Source organism: Nocardiopsis sp. LDBS0036 (assembly GCF_041228755.1).
Classification (GTDB): domain Bacteria; phylum Actinomycetota; class Actinomycetes; order Streptosporangiales; family Streptosporangiaceae; genus Nocardiopsis; species Nocardiopsis dassonvillei.
In genome coordinates this window covers 4,820,163-4,835,830 of sequence record NZ_CP141103.1, presented here as the reverse complement: position 1 = coordinate 4,835,830, position 15,668 = coordinate 4,820,163, and the positions used below count along the sequence as shown (strand labels likewise).

13 protein-coding genes are annotated in these 15,668 nt (G+C 71.1%); 3 read left to right on the top strand and 10 right to left on the bottom strand.

Going from position 1 to position 15,668, the window contains the following annotated elements:
• Positions 1-228: 228 nt before the first annotated feature.
• The 6 genes from UIS43_RS20590 to lysX form a co-directional block, all read right to left on the bottom strand.
• A complete protein-coding gene (locus UIS43_RS20590; RefSeq protein ID WP_013155981.1) occupies positions 229-2,739 on the bottom strand; it encodes an ATP-dependent Clp protease ATP-binding subunit in 2,511 nt (836 codons plus the stop codon).
• Between the two features lie 834 nt (positions 2,740-3,573).
• A complete protein-coding gene (locus tag UIS43_RS20585; RefSeq protein ID WP_013155980.1) occupies positions 3,574-3,915 on the bottom strand; it encodes an Lsr2 family protein in 342 nt (113 codons plus the stop codon).
• 217 nt (positions 3,916-4,132) lie between these two features.
• Positions 4,133-4,414, bottom strand: a complete 282-nt coding sequence (locus UIS43_RS20580) for a hypothetical protein (protein ID WP_013155979.1) — start codon at positions 4,412-4,414, stop codon at positions 4,133-4,135.
• 449 nt (positions 4,415-4,863) lie between these two features.
• Complete coding sequence (locus UIS43_RS20575; RefSeq protein WP_013155978.1) at positions 4,864-5,502, bottom strand: amino-acid N-acetyltransferase; 639 nt, start codon at positions 5,500-5,502, stop codon at positions 4,864-4,866.
• 193 nt (positions 5,503-5,695) lie between these two features.
• Positions 5,696-6,019, bottom strand: coding sequence for a LuxR C-terminal-related transcriptional regulator (locus tag UIS43_RS20570; protein ID WP_041553490.1), 324 nt, complete (start codon positions 6,017-6,019; stop codon positions 5,696-5,698).
• Positions 6,020-6,722: 703 nt separating this feature from the next.
• Positions 6,723-8,327, bottom strand: coding sequence for a bifunctional lysylphosphatidylglycerol synthetase/lysine--tRNA ligase LysX (gene lysX / locus UIS43_RS20565; RefSeq protein WP_081461785.1), 1,605 nt, complete (start codon positions 8,325-8,327; stop codon positions 6,723-6,725).
• 96 nt (positions 8,328-8,423) lie between these two features.
• Between lysX and UIS43_RS20560 the strand changes: the two genes are divergently transcribed.
• From UIS43_RS20560 to UIS43_RS20550, 3 genes are all read left to right on the top strand, one after another.
• The gene (locus tag UIS43_RS20560) at positions 8,424-9,380 is read left to right on the top strand and encodes a cation diffusion facilitator family transporter (protein ID WP_370011347.1); all 957 of its coding nucleotides are present in this window, start codon (positions 8,424-8,426) and stop codon (positions 9,378-9,380) included.
• Positions 9,381-9,482: 102 nt separating this feature from the next.
• Positions 9,483-9,704 carry a type II toxin-antitoxin system VapB family antitoxin gene (locus tag UIS43_RS20555; RefSeq protein WP_013155974.1) on the top strand — a complete coding sequence of 74 codons (222 nt, stop codon included), beginning with the start codon at positions 9,483-9,485 and terminating at the stop codon, positions 9,702-9,704.
• Positions 9,701-10,120, top strand: a complete 420-nt coding sequence (locus tag UIS43_RS20550; RefSeq protein WP_013155973.1) for a PIN domain nuclease — start codon at positions 9,701-9,703, stop codon at positions 10,118-10,120. Before UIS43_RS20555 ends, UIS43_RS20550 begins: the two co-directional genes overlap by 4 nt.
• Positions 10,121-10,169: 49 nt before the next feature.
• Here UIS43_RS20550 and UIS43_RS20545 read toward each other — a convergent pair whose 3' ends face one another.
• From UIS43_RS20545 to UIS43_RS20530, 4 genes are all read right to left on the bottom strand, one after another.
• A complete protein-coding gene (locus UIS43_RS20545; RefSeq protein ID WP_013155972.1) occupies positions 10,170-10,952 on the bottom strand; it encodes a type III pantothenate kinase in 783 nt (260 codons plus the stop codon).
• Positions 10,953-11,016: 64 nt separating this feature from the next.
• Positions 11,017-13,635, bottom strand: coding sequence for an L-aspartate oxidase (locus UIS43_RS20540; protein WP_370011344.1), 2,619 nt, complete (start codon positions 13,633-13,635; stop codon positions 11,017-11,019).
• 88 nt (positions 13,636-13,723) lie between these two features.
• The gene (gene panC, locus UIS43_RS20535) at positions 13,724-14,593 is read right to left on the bottom strand and encodes a pantoate--beta-alanine ligase (protein ID WP_013155970.1); all 870 of its coding nucleotides are present in this window, start codon (positions 14,591-14,593) and stop codon (positions 13,724-13,726) included.
• Positions 14,594-14,658: 65 nt separating this feature from the next.
• A complete protein-coding gene (locus UIS43_RS20530) occupies positions 14,659-15,543 on the bottom strand; it encodes a Rossmann-like and DUF2520 domain-containing protein (protein WP_013155969.1) in 885 nt (294 codons plus the stop codon).
• Positions 15,544-15,668: the final 125 nt, after the last annotated feature.

The following is a 15,668-nucleotide window of genomic DNA, read 5'->3' as shown; positions in this document are numbered from 1 at the left end:
CACCCGGCCGGGGACCGTGTGGAGCGGGTCCGGGCTGCGGCTGCCGCGCCTGCCACGGATCGTGCTGTCGGGGATCTGGATGAGTCACGTTCGCACCCTAGAACATGCCGGGCGGGCGCACACCCCGCGGCCGGACGCGCGGCGTCGGCCCCGCGCGCCCCGCCCCCCGCACGACGAAGGGGGCACCCCCGAAGGGGTGCCCCCGAAGTCACGGGCGGTCGGGCGGTGCTACTCCCGCTTGCCCGCGGCCGACTCCTCGACCTCGGGCGTGTCCGGCACCGCGGCCGGCTTGGGCACGCCCTTGAAGGTGAACTTGGCGTCCGTGCCCTCGCCCTCGGCGTCGATCACCACGATCTGACCCGCCTTGAGGTCGCCGAACAGGATCTTCTCGGACAGCTGGTCCTCGATCTCCCGCTGGATCGTCCGGCGCAGCGGACGGGCGCCCAGCACGGGGTCGAACCCGCGCTCGGAGAGGATCTGCTTGGCCTTGGGCCGCAGCTCGATCCCCATGTCCCGCTCCTTGAGACGGCTGTCCAGGCTCGTGATCATCAGATCCACGATCTGGAAGATCTCCTTCTCCGTCAGCTGGTGGAAGACGATGATGTCGTCCACACGGTTGAGGAACTCGGGCCGGAAGTTGGTCTTGAGCTCCTCGCTGACCTTGGCCTTCATCCGCTCGTAGTTGGTCTGGGCGTCGTCCTCCTTGGCGAAGCCCATGGCCTGCCCCTTGGAGATGTCCCGGGTACCCAGGTTGGTCGTCATGATGATGACCGTGTTCTTGAAGTCGACGTTGCGACCCTGGGCGTCGGTGAGACGTCCCTCCTCCAGCACCTGGAGCAGCGAGTTGAAGATGTCGTTGTGGGCCTTCTCGATCTCGTCGAAGAGCACCACGGAGAACGGCTTGCGGCGCACCTTCTCGGTGAGCTGGCCGCCCTCCTCGTAGCCCACGTATCCGGGCGGGGAGCCGAACAGCCGCGAGACGGTGTGCTTCTCCATGAACTCGGACATGTCCAGCTGGATCAGCGCGTCCTCGTCCCCGAACAGGAACTCGGCCAGCGTCTTGGACAGCTCGGTCTTACCCACACCGGACGGGCCGGCGAAGATGAACGAACCACCCGGGCGCTTGGGGTCCTTGAGCCCGGCGCGGGTACGGCGGATCGCCTGGGAGAGCGCCTTGATGGCGTCCTCCTGGCCGATGACGCGCCGGTGCAGCTCGTCCTCCATGCGCAGCAGCCGGGAGGACTCCTCCTCGGTGAGCTTGAAGACCGGGATGCCGGTGGAGGCGGCCAGGACCTCGGCGATGAGCTCCTCGTCCACCTCGGCCACGACGTCCATGTCGCCGGCCTTCCACTCCTTCTCCCGCTGCGCCTTCTTGCCCAGGAGCTGCTTCTCGTCGTCGCGCAGCGACGCCGCCTTCTCGAAGTCCTGCGCGTCGATCGCGGACTCCTTGTCGCGGCGCACCCCGGCGATCTTCTCGTCGAACTCGCGCAGGTCCGGCGGAGCGGTCATCCGGCGGATGCGCATCCGCGAGCCGGCCTCGTCGATGAGGTCGATCGCCTTGTCGGGCAGGAACCGGTCGCTGATGTAGCGGTCGGCCAGCTGCGCGGCGGCCACCAGAGCGCTGTCGGTGATGGAGACCCGGTGGTGGGCCTCGTAGCGGTCGCGCAGGCCCTTGAGGATCTCGATGGCGTGCTTGATGGTCGGCTCGTCCACCTGGATGGGCTGGAAGCGGCGCTCCAGCGCGGCGTCCTTCTCCAGGTACTTGCGGTACTCGTCCAGCGTGGTCGCGCCGATGGTCTGGAGCTCACCCCGGGCCAGCATGGGCTTGAGGATGGAGGCGGCGTCTATGGCGCCCTCAGCCGCGCCCGCGCCGACCAGCGTGTGCAGCTCGTCGATGAACAGGATGATGTCGCCGCGGGTGCGGATCTCCTTGAGCACCTTCTTGAGGCGCTCCTCGAAGTCACCGCGGTAGCGGCTGCCCGCGACCAGCGCGCCCAGGTCCAGCGTGTACAGCTGCTTGTCCTTGAGCGTCTCGGGGATCTCGCCCTTGACGATCTTCTGGGCCAGACCCTCGACCACGGCCGTCTTGCCGACGCCGGGCTCACCGATCAGGACCGGGTTGTTCTTGGTCCTGCGGGACAGGACCTGCATGACCCGCTCGATCTCCTTGTCCCTGCCGATGACCGGGTCGAGCTTGCTCTCCCGGGCGGCCTGGGTCAGGTTGCGGCCGAACTGGTCCAGCACCAGCGAGGTGGAGGGGGTGGACTCCGACGAGGCGCCGGTGGCCTGCGGTTCCTTGCCCTGGTAGCCGTGCAGCAGCTGGATGACCTGCTGGCGCACGCGGTTGAGGTCCGCGCCCAGCTTGACCAGGACCTGGGCGGCGACGCCCTCGCCCTCGCGGATCAGGCCCAGCAGTATGTGCTCGGTACCGATGTAGTTGTGGCCCAGCTGAAGCGCCTCGCGCAGCGACAGCTCCAGGACCTTCTTGGCTCTCGGGGTGAACGGGATGTGCCCCGACGGGGCCTGCTGCCCCTGGCCGATGATCTCCTCAACCTGCTGCCGAACCGCTTCGAGGCTGATACCAAGGCTCTCCAGAGCCTTGGCGGCGACGCCCTCACCCTCGTGGATGAGACCGAGCAGGATGTGCTCCGTACCGATGTAGTTGTGGTTGAGCATCCTGGCCTCTTCCTGGGCCAGAACCACCACTCGCCGCGCGCGGTCGGTAAACCTCTCGAACATGTCTCGTCGCTCCTCTACAGAGCGGTCAGGCAGGGACGGTTCACTCCGACCCAACTCTTCCGCATATCGGCCCCACAGGGATGAACCGCCCCGGGGAGCGCTGTCGCACCCGTCCGTACGGTCGACCGGCTGCCGACCAGACGTAGGCCTCCGTACGGTCGGCCGCAGCCGTCCGTGCCAGAGACTTTCCCCGACGATAGGGCGTTCACCCAACATCCAACTACCAATTGCGGCGCCAGATTTCCCTGTACGCCGAAGGCGAACGGCCCGGGCTCTCCCTGTGTCACAGGAGTGCCCGGACCGCGCACGTGTAAGCGTTATCGGCTCTGAGCGAACAAGCCGCGTGTTGTTCTTCCGACCGGACCGTTCGGTCGGGGAAAGCGGGAAATGCGCGCCGTCGACCGGAGCGGGGATGGTGTGGGACTCGGGTCCCGCGACCGGGGCCGCGGGACCGGAAGCGAGTGCCTTTCCCCGGAACCGGGAGGTGTCGCGTGCGGTCCCGATCGTTCGTGGGCGGTCGCGCGCGGAGGCGGCGTCGCGGCGCTCCGGCGCACTGCCCCGCTCCGCCTCGCCGTCCGGCCCAGCGCGTGGGTGTGGCGGCGGAGGTCTGGAGCCGCGGGGCCGCAGGAGCGCTGTCATCGACGCGGAGCCCTGTCCGGCGCTCCGTGCCGCCCGAGGGACCCGTCGGGCCCGGCGTATCCCCTGGCATCCCGTGTCACTGGGCCGCGCCGCGGCCCGGGATGGTCGGGTTCGGGTGTCTTCCCCCGGCAGGTACCGACCGTAATTCGATCAAGACCTGACAACATTTCGGCGAACCGGGGGTCGGCGGCAAACCTAGCCCTTGATGGCCTCATATTCGGCGACGATCGCCGCGGGGATACGGCCGCGCTCATTGACGGGCTTGCCCGCGGCCTTCGCCCAGGCGCGAATCTCGGCGCTGCGCTCACGGCTGGGAGCATTCCGGCTGCCGGTGCGGCGGCCCGCGCTGCGGGACGCCTTGGCCGGAGCCTTGCGGGCGGCGTCGACGAACGGAGTAAGGGCCTCGCGGAGCTTGGCCGCATTACCCGCGCTGAGGTCGATTTCGTACACGGAGCCGTCCAGACCGAACGTCACCGTCTCCTCGGCCTCGCCGCCGTCGAGGTCGTCGACCAGGAAAACCTGGACCTTCTGTGCCATGGAATCAAACCTTTCAGAAGAGCGGTGTCTCCACACCTGAATGTAAAGCTATCTCGCGAGAACGCGGAAGACAATTCCCGGCGTGCCTGAAATCACCCGGACACCGTGTCGGGTTTCGGGGGTCACCGGCGGGCGCGCGGGATCGGCGAGATGGCCCGCGCACGCGCGTGGCCGGTTCGTCGCTCCCCGAGGAGCGCGTGATCGGTCGAGTACCGTATCAACGACCGTCGGATTCGGTGCGTTCCCCACCCCGGACAATCGGCGTCTCGTTCGCGGCTCCCGGCTCAGCGGCCCCGGAACCATCCCTGCCCTCACCCGTGTCTTCGGCCGCCTTGTCCTTGCTGACCAGGCTTCCGTCCATCCGGCGGGGCGCCATCTCCTTGCGCAGGAGCTGGATGACGAAGGTGCAGAAGACGGCACCGACAACCACCGGTGGGATGAGCGCCGACAATACGTCGATCAGTCCGGGGGGAAGCACCGACGACAAAAAGTTCCCCATCGAAGCCGTCCACCCTTCCTGGTTGTTACTTATTGCAGCAAATACCCGACTCCGTGTCGGGCTGCTCCTGGGGGATGGCTCGCCAGGCACCCGGGCAAACGCATACCGGACATCATAGACATCGTTTGCCCCCGGTTTGACACCGGACGTACCCGAGACACCTCCGGCAAACCCGAAGGGGGCCAATGTCCGGCCGTGCGTTCGGCGCCCTGGTGTGTCCGCGGGGGAACACCGTGTCCACCGGTGTCAAATCCCGACCCTTCGTCACCGCTTCGCGGAACTTCCTTCAACGTGTGGGCGGGACTCCACCCCTGGGGTACACATTACCCGCCCCCTTCCCCGGCCCCGCCATCCGGTTGTGCATAAGCTGCGCGGACGCGGGTCGGACGCGGTGTTGGCCCGGCTGCGGCCCGTATGGGGAACTTGGTCCCGAGTGAGCGCGAAAACCTTTAGGTCCGGGTGGTTCGCGTTGCCGCGTCGAGGTGCACAAGCATGCGGGTGTTCCCGAGGGTGTTGGGCTTAACCCGCTCCAAGTCGAGAAATTCGGCGACGCCCTCGTCATAGGAACGCAGGAGTTCCTCGTACACACGGGGGGAGACCGGCGTGCCCTGGATCCGGGCAAAGCCGTGTTTGGCGAAGAAACCGGTCTCGAATGTCAGGCAGAACACACGGCGCACGCCCAACTCCCGTGCGGTGTCCAGCAGCGCGGACACGATCCGGTGTCCGACGCCGAACCCGCGCAGGGAGGGGTCCACGGCGACGGTGCGCACCTCCGCCAGGTCCTCCCAGAGCACGTGCAGCGCTCCGCAGCCCACCACGCGGTACTCGGCCCCGGCGTCGGGAGGATCGGCGCGCTCCGCTCCGGGCGCGGGGGCGTCGGGAGGGGGCGCGGCGTGCGGGGAGGCGGGGCCGGAGCCGTCGGGGACCACCTCGGCCTCGGCCACCCAGAACTCCTGAACGTCCTCGTAGAGGTTGACGGTGCTCTTGGAGAGCACGCGCCGGTCGACGGTGTAGGCGTCGACGAGGCGTCGGACGGCGGCGACGTCGCGCGTCCTGGCGCGGCGCACGTGAACATGGCGAACGGGCATAGCCGGACCAGACTACGCCCGGACCCCGAGCCCGGCGGACGCGCGCGGTCCGAAAACGCGTCGGCACCCACCGGTGCGCCGGTGGGTGCCGTGGTGGGTGCCGCGCCCACCGGATCGCCCTTACTCCGGCGAGCACCTTCTCCGGAGGTCGCCCGGCGCCGCCGCGCGACCGCGGCGCCGTGCCGCGGACGGCTCAGATGAGCTGGCGCCGCGCGGCCCAGACGACCGCCTCGATGGGCGTGTTCACGCCGAGCACGTCGCAGATGTTGCGGATGCGGCGACGCAGGGTGCGCGCGCTGAGTTCGAGGTGCCGGGCCGCCACCTCCGTGGTGACACCGGTGGCGATCTCGGCGAGCAGTTCGAGTTCCTCGTGGTTCAGTTCCACCGGCGCGTAGGGGCTGCTCACAGCCGTCTCGTGCGGGCGGGCCTGCAGGGGGACCACGTTCTCCCGGTGCTCCCTGGTCTGAAGGGTGCCCTGCTCATCAGCGGTACGTCGTACGAGTGTGGCCTGTTCCACTCCGTCCTCCCTCATCATGTGAGTGCGGAACATCGACTCGTCACCTGGCGGACGCGAGCGCGCCGGACACGGGTCTCCCCCTGGTCCGGCGCGACGGAAGACTCCCGGGCGCACCGCTGTCCCCCGCGTATCCCTCTGGCACAGGGACCGGGGGCGGGCGCACGGACGTCGCAGGGGCCGGTTCGCTGGAGGCTGGGACGGACAGACTCCACCGAGGGCGCGCATGCGCGCGGGAACGCGGACCGCGTCCGGCGGTCCCTCTCCCCGCTCACCGTCGTTCTCGATCCACTTCGGCGAACTCCACGGGTCTCGACCCGCTCACAGCACGCTAGGCCGCAGAGATGATACCGTCAAGGCCCCATAAATCACCATGTGTAGTTATGGCAGCCCCTTCCGTGACAAAGTAATGGAAGGGAAAATACGCTGACTACATTGACCTGCGTAAACAACGTTCAGCGGAGAGTGGCCGAGTTCGCCCGGCCCCGGTCGGCAAAAACTTCGGAACTGTCCGACGGGTCACGCGGCCGTGGCCCCCGGTTCGCACGGCCTGTCCGGCCGGGACGGCGGAACCCGTGGTACGGGCCCTGTCCCGACTGAGGGGGCGGGGCCGCCGCACCGTGTGTGCGACGGCCCCGCCCCGCCTTTCGGTCATCCGGCCGACGCCGTTATATCCCCGGTAAATCCGGGACCATGGTGCTCCGACTCAATCCCCGGAAGGCTTCACGAGCGGGAAAAGGACAGTTTCCCGGATGTTCTTTCCGGTGAAGGCCATGAGGAGGCGGTCGATACCGACGCCCACACCGCCGGTCGGCGGCATTCCGTACTCCAGGGCCCGCAGGAAGTCCTCGTCCAGCTGCATCGCCTCGGGGTCGCCCTCCGCGGCCATCAGCGACTGCCGGGTGAGGCGCTCGCGCTGCTCGACGGGGTCGACCAGCTCCGAGTAGCCCGTGCCCATCTCCATGCCGAACCCGATGAGGTCCCACTTCTCGGTGAGCAGCGGGTCCTCGCGGTGCTGCCGGGTGAGCGGGCTGGTCTCCACCGGGAAGTCGCGCACGAAGGTGGGCTGGACGAGCGTGTGCTCCACCAGCTCCTCGAAGACGTGCTCCACGAGCTTGCCCTGTCCCCAGGAGGGGTCGTACTCCACTCCCCTGGAGTCGGCCAGACGGCGGACCTCGTCGATCGGCGTGCGCGGGTCGACCTCGGCCCCCAGCGCCTCGGACACCGCCCCGTACAGGGTGACCTGCGGCCACTCCCCGCCCAGGTCGTAGGTGCGCCCGTCCCGCTCGACCACCGTCGAGCCGAACACGGCGCGCGCCGCCTCCTGGATGAGTTCGCGGGTCAGGTCGGCCATGACGTTGTAGTCGGCGTAGGCCTGGTAGAACTCCAGCATCGTGAACTCGGGGTTGTGCGTGGAGTCCGCGCCCTCGTTGCGGAAGTTGCGGTTGACCTCGAAGACCTTCTCCAGGCCGCCCACGACCAGCCGCTTGAGGGACAGCTCGGGGGCGATGCGCAGGTACAGGTCCATGTCGTAGGCGTTGATGTGGGTGGTGAACGGGCGCGCCGTGGCGCCGCCGTGCACCCGCATCAGCATGGGCGTCTCGACCTCGACGAAGTCGCGGGAGGCGAGCCCCTCGCGGATCGCGCGGATGGCGGCCGAGCGGCGGCGCACCATCTGCTGGGACTCGGGGTTGACGATGAGGTCGACGTAGCGCTGGCGGACTCGGGCCTCGGGGTCGGTCAGGCCCTTGTGCTTCTCCGGGAGCGGGCGCAGGCACTTGGCGGTCAGCGTCCAGGAGGTCACCAGGATCGACAGCTCGCCGCGGCGGGAGGTGATGACCTCGCCCTCCACGCCCACGTGGTCGCCGAGGTCGACGTCGGCCTTCCAGGCGTCCAGGCGCTCCCGGCCCACCTGGTCCAGGGACAGCATGATCTGGATGTCGCCGGTCTCGTCGCGCAGGGTGGCGAAGCACAGCTTGCCGCCGGTGCGGTAGAGCATGACGCGTCCGGCGACGGAGACCTCCGCGCCCGTGCGGGTGTCCGGCTCCAGTCCCTGGTGTTTGTCGCGCACGGCCCCGATCGACGTGGACCGCGGGAAGGTCACGGGGAAGGGGTCGGTGCCCTCCTCCCGCAGCCGGTCCAGCTTCTGGCGCCGGACCCGCATCTGTTCGGGCAGGTCGTCGTAGGTGTCGTCGTGCGCGTCATTCACGCGCACGATCCTACCGGCGGCCGCGGTCCGGCCCGACCGGTCGGCGTCCGCGGGAACGGGGCGCGCTCCGGTGGTCGGGGTCCCGTCCCGGGGTAGGGGCACGGCGGGTCGGCAGTGACGCGGATCACTAGTATTGCGCTGCCCTGCCCCGCGCCTTCACATCCGAGAGCAGTACCTACCGAGAGACGGACCCCACTGGTGAGTGTCGAGGGAAGCACGAGAGCCGTCGTCACGGCGCTGTGCGCGAACCTGGGAATCGCCGCGACGAAGTTCGTGGCCTACCTCCTGACCGGATCGTCGTCGATGATGGCCGAGTCCATCCACTCGGTCGCCGACTCCAGCAACCAGGCGCTGCTGCTGATCGGCGGCAAGCGGGCGCGCCGGGGCGCCACGGAGGAGCACCCCTTCGGCTACGGCCGCGAGCGCTACGTGTACGCGTTCATGGTGGCGATCGTGCTGTTCAGCCTGGGCGGCCTGTTCGCGCTCTACGAGGCCTGGCACAAGATCTCCCACCCCGAGCCGATCACGTCCTGGCACTGGGTCCCCGTGGCCGTGCTGCTGGTGGCGATCGTGCTGGAGTCGTTCGCCATGCGCACGGCGGTCAAGGAGTCCAACGCGGTCCGGGGCAAGGCGGGCTGGGTGCAGTTCGTCCGCCGCTCCAAGTCCCCCGAGCTGCCGGTGATCCTGCTGGAGGACGCCGGCGCCCTGCTGGGCCTGGTGTTCGCCCTGGCCGGTGTCGGTCTGACCCTGATCACGGGCGACGGCCTGTGGGACGGCCTGGGCACCGCCGCCATCGGCGTCCTGCTGGTGGTCATCGCGGTCGTGCTGGCCGTCGAGGTCAAGAGCCTGCTCATCGGCGAGTCCGCCACGAGCGAGAACGTGCGGGCCATCCGCCGGGCCATCGAGTCGGTCGAGGACATCGACCGCCTGATCCACATGCGCACCCAGCACGTGGGCCCCGAGGAGCTGCTGGTGGCCGCGAAGGTGGCCGTGGACGCGCACGACGACGCGGGCCGGATCACGCGGGCGATCAACGAGGCCGAGGAGCGCATCCGGACGGCGGTGCCCATCGCCACGCTGGTCTACATCGAGCCGGACCTGTTCCGCGGCGGGGCCTCTCCGGAGGCGTCCCCCGGCACCGTCTCCTCGGGCTGAACCGGGGGTGGCGCGGCGGCCGGGGCCGGTCGCCGCACCACCGCGGCCGCGAACTCCCGGAAACCGTTTCTTTACACAGGGTAACAGGTGTAATATGGGTGCATGAGTCGCACAAACATTGACATCGACGACGAACTGGTCACTACCGCCATGGAACGCTTCCAGGTGAGCACCAAGCGCGAAGCCGTGGACATCGCCCTTCGCCGGGCCGTGGGCACACCTCTCACCAAGGAGTTCCTCCTCAGCCTGGAGGGCATCGGCTGGGAGGGCGACCTGGAAGAGATGCGCCGCTCCGGCTTCGAGGGCGGGGCGCCCGCCTCGTGAACACCGTCTATCTGGTGGACAGCTCCGCCTGGGTGGAGTACCTGCGCAAGACCGGTTCCGAGACCCACGTCTTCGTCAGGGAACTCATCGAGCGCGGCGTCCACCTGGCCACGACCGAACCCGTCGCCGCCGAGATCCTGAGCGGGGCGAAGAGCTCCACCGAGCTCCAGCAGCTGGAACGCCTCACCGACGGCCTGATCCAGCTGTCTCTGGACAACAGGCTCGACTTCCACCATTCGGCGGGCATCTACCGTGAGGCCCGCTCCAGGGGTAAGACGATCCGCAAGCTCTACGACTGCCTCATCGCGGCCGTCGCCCTGCGCACCGACGCGGTCCTCGTGCACTGCGACCGCGACTTCGACCACCTCGCCGAGGTGTTCCCCCGGCTGCGCGTGCAGCGGCACGACCAGGACTGAACCCGCCGGGGCGGAAGGCCTCCTCCCTCTCCCCCGCCCCGGACCCGGATCAGCCGACGTTGCGCTCGTAGACCAGACGCAGGCCGATGAGGGTCAGCCACGGCTCGTGCAGGTCGACCGTCTCGCACTCGGCCACCACGATGGAGGCGAGCCCCCCGGTGGCCACCACGGTCACGTCGTCGGGCGCGTCGGTGAGCTCGGCGACCATGCGGTCCACGATCCCGTCCACCTGGCCCGCGAACCCGAACACGATCCCCGAGCGCAGCGCCTCGGTGGTGTTCTTGGCGATGGCCGCGCGCGGCTTGACGATCTCCACCATGTGCAGCTGGGCGCCTCGCCGTGAGAGGGCGTCCACGGAGATGTCGATGCCCGGGGCGATGGCCCCGCCCACGTACTCCCCGCGCGCGCTGACCGCGTCGAAGGTGGTCGCGGTCCCGAAGTCCACCACCACCGCGGGGCCGCCGTAGAGGTGGTTGGCGGCCAGCGCGTTGATGATCCGGTCGCTGCCCACCTCCTTGGGGTTGTCCATCCGGATCGGCACCCCGGTCTTGACGCCGGGTTCGACGATCACGGCCGGGACGTCCCCGAAGTGGCGGCGGAACATGTCCCGCATCTCGTGCTGGACCGACGGGACCGAGCAGCACAGGGCGATGCCGTCGATGTCCTCGGGGCGGCCCAGGCTGCTGCCGTCGACGAGCCCGCGCAGGACCACGGCCCACTCGTCGGCCGTGCGCCTGGTGTCGGTTCCCACCCTCCAGTGTTCGAGAAGGTCGTCGGATGCGAAGAGACCGAAGACCGTCTCGGAGTTGCCGACGTCGATCGCGAGCAGCATGCTGGGGGCCTCATCCGTGGTCGAAGTGGTGTGTTCTCAAGGAATCTTCCACCAACCGGGCCGCTCACAACAGGTCAAGCGCGATATCCAGCGCCGGGCTGGAGTGGGTGAGCGCCCCGACCGCCAGGTAGTCCACCCCGGTGCGGGCCACGTCACCCGCCACGTCCAGGGTCAGGCCGCCGGAGGACTCCAGCCGCGCACGGCCCGCGACCAGCGCGACCGCCTCGCGGAGCCGCTCGACGGTGAAGTTGTCGAGCAGGATCTCCTCGGCGCCCGCGGCGATGGCGTCCTCGATCTGGTCGGTCCGGTCCACCTCCACCTCCAGGGGGAGGTCGGGGAAGCGCGCGCGGATGGCGCGGACCGCCTCGCCGACGCCGCCCGCGGCGACGACGTGGTTGTCCTTGACCAGTCCGGCGTCGCTGAGGCCGTAGCGGTGGTTGACCCCGCCGCCGCAGCGCACGGCGTACTTCTCCAGCGCGCGCAGCCCCGGCCGGGTCTTGCGGCTGTCCCGGATCCGGGCGCCGGTCCCGGCCACGGCGTCCACCCAGGCGCGGGTGGCGGTGGCGATTCCGGACATGTGGGTGAGGAAGTTGAGCGCGGTCCGCTCCGCGGTGAGCAGGTCGCGGGTGCGCGCGGTGACCGTCATCAGGACGTCGCCGCGCTTGACCGCGTCGCCGTCGGCCACGGTCCGGTGCGCCTCCAGGGCCCCGTCGGCGACCAGCCAGAAGACGAGTTCGGCGAGCGGGAGGCCGCTGACGGTGCCGTCGGCGCGGGCCACCACGTGCGCGGTGCGCACCTGGTCGCCGGGGATGGTCGCGACGGTGGTGACGTCGATGCCCGGCCCCGCGGTGAGGTCCTCGGACAGGGCGCGGCGGACCAGGTCCACGTGGGACTGCGAGGGGGCGGTGTACGGGAGGGAGAACTCGGCGCGCGCGTCCGGGTGGGCGTCCGACGCCTCCAGAACCCCGCCGGCGCCCGGACCGGCGAGGGGGAGGCCGATGGAGTCCAGTTCCGCGGTGAGCGCGGGCGGCAGGGAGGGCGTCCAGTCCTCATCCGTGGTCACGATGGTGTTCCCTTCCAGTCGGACGACGACAGGGCGGATCCGGAGCCCGGGCACGGGCTCGGGGTGGTCGGCGCGCTGGTGCGCGCCCCTGCTCTCGGTCCTGTGCAGCGCGGCGGCGGCCACGAGCCGAGCCGCGGTGAGCAGGTTGGCGGTCTCCCAGGCGGCCACGTCGGGGGTGGCCGGGGAACCGGGACGGGCGAGGCCGTCGAGTTCGGCGGTCAGCTCGGCGAGCCCCTCACCGGTGCGCAGCACCCCGGCGTGGCGCGACATGAGGGTGCGCACGCGGGCCGCGGCGGCGGGGTCGGGAAGCGGGGTGACGGTGCCGACGGCCTCGGCCCGCGCGGACCGGGGGGCGGGGTCGACCGCCAGGCGGGCGGCGATCCGGTCGGCGTAGACCAGGCCCTCCAGCAGGGAGTTGGAGGCGAGCCGGTTGGCGCCGTGCACCCCCGTGCGGGCGACCTCGCCCACGGCCCACAGGCCGGGGACCGAGGTGCGGCCGTCGATGTCGACCTCGGCGCCGCCGGAGGCGTAGTGGGCGGCGGGGGCGACGGGGACCGGCTGGGCGAGCGGGTCGATGCCGTGCTCGCGGCAGGAGGCGAGGATGGTCGGGAAGCGCCGCTCCCAGGTGGCCCGGCCGAAGTGGCGGGTCTCCAGGTAGACGTGGTCCACGCCCTGCTCGGCCATCGTGCGGGCGATGGTGCGCGCCACCACGTCGCGGGGGGCGAGGTCGGCCAGCTCGTGGACGCCCTCCATGATGCGCCTGCCTTCGGCGTCCACCAGATAGGCGCCCTCGCCGCGCAGGGCCTCGGAGACCAGGGGCTGGCGCCCGCGCGCCTCGGGGCCGAGCCAGAGCACCGTGGGGTGGAACTGGATGAACTCCAGGTCGCGCAGGCGCGCCCCGGCGCGGGCGGCCAGGGCGAGGCCGTCGCCGGTGGACACGGGCGGGTTGGTGGTGGCGGCGAAGACCTGCCCCATGCCGCCGGTGGCCAGCACCACGGCGGGGGCCAGGACAGCGCCGACGCCGTCGCGGGCGCCCTCGCCCATGACGTGCAGGGTGGCGCCGCACACCGCTCCCGTGTCGGGGTCGCGCAGGGCGTCCAGGGCCACGGCGTGCTCGACGGCCTCGATGCGCTCCTCGGCCAGGACGGCGGCCACCAGGGCGCGCTGGATCTCGGCGCCGGTGGCGTCGCCGCCCGCGTGCGCGACGCGGTCGGCGCGGTGGCCGCCCTCGCGGGTGAGGGCCAGGGCGCCGTCCTCGGCGAGGTCGAACTCGGCGCCCAGCCCGATGAGCCAGCGCAGGGCGTCGGGGCCCTCGGCGGCCAGGACGTTGACGGCGTGGGGGTCGGACAGGCCCGCCCCCGCCAGGTGGGTGTCGACCATGTGGGCGACGGGCCCGTCCTCGGGCGCCATGGCGGCGGCGATCCCGCCCTGGGCGTAGGCGGTGGAGCCGGTGGACAGGCGGTCCTTGGTGACGAGCACGACCCGGCCGCGTTCGGTGCGCTGGACGTAGCGCAGCGCGGTGCTCAGACCGGCGATGCCCGAGCCGACGACCGCCACGTCGGCCTCGATCGTCCACCCCGGCTCGGGGGCGTCGAGCCGCGTCTGGAGGGGTGTGCTCATCCGTGTTCTCTCTTCCGGGGTGCCGCCGGTACGCGGCGCTGGTGTGCGGGGGATCCGGCCCACCCCTGGGACGCGGGGCGGGGTCGGCCTAGAGGGTCAGGGACACGTTGTCGATGAGCCGGGTCGCGCCCACGCGGGCGGCGACGGCCAGGACGGCCTCGCCCGTGTGGTCGGCGGGGACGTCGGCGAAGGTGGCGGGGTCCACCAACGCGAGGTAGTCGAGTTCGACGGGGGGTTCGGCCCCGGCCGCGTCGTCCAGGACGGCCCGGGCCGCGGCGCGGACGGCGTCGGGGCCCCCCGGGACGGCGGCGCGGCCCGCCTCCAGGGCGCGGGACAGGGACAGGGCACTGGTGCGCTCGGCCCCGGAGAGGTAGACGTTGCGGCTGGAGGTGGCCAGGCCGTCGGGGTCGCGCAGGGTGGGCGCGCCGACGATCTCCACGGGCATGTTGAGGTCGGCGGCCATGCGGCGGACCACGGCGAGCTGCTGGGCGTCCTTGCTGCCGAAGACCGCGAGGTCCGGGCCGACCAGGTGCAGGAGCTTGCTGACCACGGTGAGCACGCCGGTGAAGAACCCGGGGCGGGAGGCGCCCTCCAGCCGGTCGCCCATCGCGCCCGCGTGGACGGTGACCGTCTGCTCGGCGGGGTACATGGTGTCGACTCCGGGGGCGAAGACCACGTCGACGCCCTCCTCCGCGCACACGGCGGTGTCGGTGTCCAGGGTGCGCGGGTAGCGGTCGAAGTCCTCGTTGGGCCCGAACTGGAGCGGGTTGACGAAGACGCTGACGACCACGGTGTCGGCGCGCTCGCGGGCCAGGCGCATGAGGCTGCGGTGGCCCTCGTGCAGGGCGCCCATGGTGGGGACGAGGGCGACGCGCCCGGCGCCCGTGAGGGCGCGGCGCAGCTCGTCGGGCGTGTGCGCGACGAGGGGGGCGGGGGCGGCGGGGTGCGGTGCGGTCATCGGTGGTTTCCCGTGGTGGTGTTCTGCGTCGCGGCGGCCGTGCGCGCGCCGGACCCGGCGGCGTCTCAGCGGCGGAGGACGTCGAGCAGGCGCGCGGCGTCCTCGGGCTTGAGCATTCCGGCGTTGATGGCGCGGTCGGCGGTGAGCCGGGCGAGTTCGACGTAGCTGGCCACGCTCTCGGGGGCGTTCTCCCGCAGCTGCTCGATGTGCCCGGCGACGGTTCCGGCGTCGCCGCGCAGGACGGGGCCGCTGAGCCCGTGGATGCCCAGCCGCAGGGCGTTGTCCAGGGCCGCGCTGAGCATGGGCGCGAGCATGCGGCCGGGTTCGGGGACCCCGGCGGAGGCGAGCAGGGCGGCGCTGTCGGAGACCAGGGTGACCAGGTGGTTGGCGCCCCCGGCGAGGGCCGCGTGGTAGAGGGTGCGCTTGTCCTCGGTGATCCACACGGGTTCGGCTCCCATCTCGACGACGAGGGCCTCGGCGATGGGGCGCAGCTGCTCGGGCGCGGTGACGCCGAACGCGCAGTTGGCGAGGCGGTCGACGTCCTCGTCGCGCCCGGTGAAGGTCATGGCGGGGTGGAGCGCGAGGGGCAGCGCGCCGACGAGGGTGGCGGGGGCCAGGACACCGTAGCCGTGGGCGCCGCTGGCGTGGACGAGGATCTTGCCGCGCAGGTCGGTGCCGGTGGAGGCGAGCCCCTCGACGAGTTCGGGAAGGGCGTCGTCGGGGACGGTGAGCAGGACGAGGTCGCTGGCCTCGGCGACCTGAGCCGGTTCGAGCACGCGCGCGGTGGGCAGGCGGTCGGCGACGCGGGCACGGGAGGCGTCGGAGACCGCGGAGGCGGCGACGACCTTGTGCCCGGCCCGGCCGAGGGCCTGTCCGAGGACGGAGCCGACCCGGCCGGATCCGATGACGCCGATCCGCAGGCGGGCGGGGCGTCCCTGCGTCGTCTCCATGTGTGCCCCCTCGTGGTCCGAACGCGTGGGGCGCGTCCGGTTCCTGTCGTACCGGGGCGCCTGAGCACACGATAGTCCTCCCCGGCCGGTGACCTGCCGACCCGCCCCCGCGCACGCGTGTGGGG